The organism is Myroides albus, from assembly GCF_009711045.1.
GTDB classification, from domain to species: Bacteria; Bacteroidota; Bacteroidia; order Flavobacteriales; family Flavobacteriaceae; genus Flavobacterium; species Flavobacterium album_A.
In genome coordinates this window covers 1-2,706 of sequence record NZ_WMJX01000098.1, presented here as the reverse complement: position 1 = coordinate 2,706, position 2,706 = coordinate 1, and the positions used below count along the sequence as shown (strand labels likewise).

The following is a 2,706-nucleotide window of genomic DNA, read 5'->3' as shown; positions in this document are numbered from 1 at the left end:
AAGGGTGCGCCCGTCAAGGTTGCATAAGAAATGTCCTTTGGCAAGGACTAGGTAAGTGTTCTTTGAGAAACCTATCATCACTCGGCTTATCTGAAAGGGAAATTAACCAGACAGGGAGTGTAGCATGCCGAGAAGACCATAAGTCAACTAGTTATCAAGTTGCGACTGAATGGTCAGATGAAAAGACAGTTATGAGGATAAAGTCTGTATTGATTGAACGATAATCCAAGCGGTTTTACGCGTACCTGCGACGTTAAGATAACTATACTCGTCGTACTGTGATTCACTTTTTCCAGTCTTTGAGGAGAAGGTGCAAGAACTAATCACAGCGCAACTACAATATGTAGTAAAGGATGAAAGTCGTATCCGACACTCTGTCGTGCCATAGACTATATAGTCTAATTGTTCTTATGTATACAAACGGGGATTACCTATAACAGAACGCCGATTATAAGGCTATAGGGTTTGCCCTTGAATATCTGGAGTGGTAACGGAGCTTTCGTAGTAGTCTGAGCAGGATAACGACCTGTACATGGCAAAGGGAAGCAGTTAAAGTGGTTTTAATACAATTAACGAAAAATGTGAGAGACATTATGAGAAATTCAGAAGGAGTATTAAACAGTCTTGCCAAACACAGCAAGCTATCAGCCTATAAGTATGAAAGGCTTTATCGTGTTTTGTTCAACAAACAAATGTACTACGTTGCCTATCAGCGTATTTATGCAAAACCGGGAAATATGACACCTGGTTCTGACGGAAAAACTGTTGATGGAATGAACTTAGTTCGAATTGAAAAACTGATACAATCATTGAAAGATGAGAGTTATCAGCCCCAACCTTCAAAAAGGATTTATATCCCAAAGAAAAATGGGAAAGTACGTCCACTAGGAATACCAGCTTTTAATGACAAACTGGTGCAGGAAGTGATAAGGATGATTATAGAGGCTATTTACGAAGGACAATTTCAAAATTGTTCCTATGGATTTAGACCTAATCGAAGTTGTCATACTGCTCTGGCGCAAATTCAAAAGACATTCAACGGAGCGAAATGGTTTGTAGAAGGGGATATAAAAGGATTCTTTGATAATATTAATCATCAAGTTATGATTGATATTTTAAGAGAACGCATCTCTGATGAACGATTTATTCGTCTAATAAGAAAGTTTTTAAATGCAGGATACATTGAAGACTGGAAGTTCCATAAAACTCGAAGTGGGACACCACAAGGAGGAATTATTAGTCCAATTCTAGCTAATATCTATCTAGATAAATTGGATAAGTATGTAATGGAATACATCCAAAAGTTTGATAAAGGGGAGAAACGCAAAACAAATAAAGCTCGTATTGAATATGAGTACGGAAAAAGGCTTGCTGTGGTAAAACTAAAAAAAGTAATAGACAAAGATGAAAGAAAAATAATCATCAAACAAATTAAAGCTTTTGACAAGGGAAGGTCCTTAATCTCATGTGGAGACGAAATGGATTGCGATTACAGAAGAATGAAATATGTGAGATACGCAGATGATTTTATAATTGGAATAATTGGGAGTAAACAAGATGCTCAAAGAGTCAAAGAAGACATCAAGAGTTTTCTTGAATCTAAATTGAAACTCGAGTTATCAGAAGAAAAGACTCTGATTACCCATTCAGAAAAGTCTGCCAAATTTCTCGGATATGAAATCTATGTTCGTAAATCTAATCTAACTAAAAGAAATAAGGTTGGTCATATAAGAAGAGCCTTTAATAAAAAGGTGTATTTAAAACTAACTACAGATGTGATGAAAAAGAAGTTGCTCGAATATGGAGCATTGGAAATTAAAACACACAATGGAAAAGAGCAATGGAAACCCAGAGCTCGAGTTCAGTTTATAAACAATGATGACCTTGAAATTTTAGATAGATATAACTCAGAAATCAGAGGTTTCTACAATTACTATTCAATAGCTAATAATGTTTCGATGATGAGTGCCTTTAAGTACATTATGGAGTATAGTATGTATAAAACATTAGCACGTAAATACCGAACAACTGTTGTAAAGATTGCTCGTAAGTACAAGCAAAACAATGTGTTTACTGTACACTTTAAGAATAAGAAAGGCGAAAATAAAATCAGAGTCTTTTACAATGATGGTTTTAAACGCAAGAACCCAAATCATCAGTCATGGTTAGATAACAACATATCACCATTTAGTATCACTACAACTAGTCTAGTTGATAGGCTTAAGGCTAATGTGTGTGAATTGTGTGGAGCTAAGGATGGAAATTTACATATGCATCATGTAAGAAAACTCAAAGGTTTAGATAATAAAAAACCTTGGGAGAAACATATGATTGCAAGGCATAGGAAAACTATTGCCCTTTGTCCTAGATGCCATAAACTGACTGATATGGGAAAGAAAGACTGATACTTTAATGGAGAGCCGTATACGCTGGAAGGTGTACGTGCGGTTCGGGGGCGAGCACTTGGAAACCTACCATAGAAATATGATAAGGCGCTGGGTGCTTAGCCTACATCACAAAATCCTTTTTCCTATAGTGACAATCATCATTATGGAGGTGTTTATAAATAAGATGAGACGTCTTAAAGGACAGCGTAAACTAATACTGATTGAAGAGGCTTGGAAGGCCATTGCTAAAGAGGGTATGGCAGATTATCTAAAGTACCTTTGTGCGCCCGTCAAGGTGGCTTAGTAAATATCTCTTTGG

At 36.4% G+C, this 2,706-nt stretch carries 1 protein-coding gene and 1 pseudogene; both read left to right on the top strand.

Annotation, left to right across the window (positions count from 1 at the left end):
• The first annotated feature begins 593 nt into the window (after window positions 1-593).
• Window positions 594-2,405 (top strand): group II intron reverse transcriptase/maturase, encoded by a 1,812-nt coding sequence (ltrA, locus tag GJV76_RS15385; protein WP_155093427.1) that lies wholly within the window; start codon window positions 594-596, stop codon window positions 2,403-2,405.
• A gap of 109 nt (window positions 2,406-2,514) precedes the next feature.
• Window positions 2,515-2,682, top strand: a pseudogene (locus GJV76_RS16030) (TraG/VirB4 family ATPase); the annotation flags it as partial.
• Window positions 2,683-2,706: the final 24 nt, after the last annotated feature.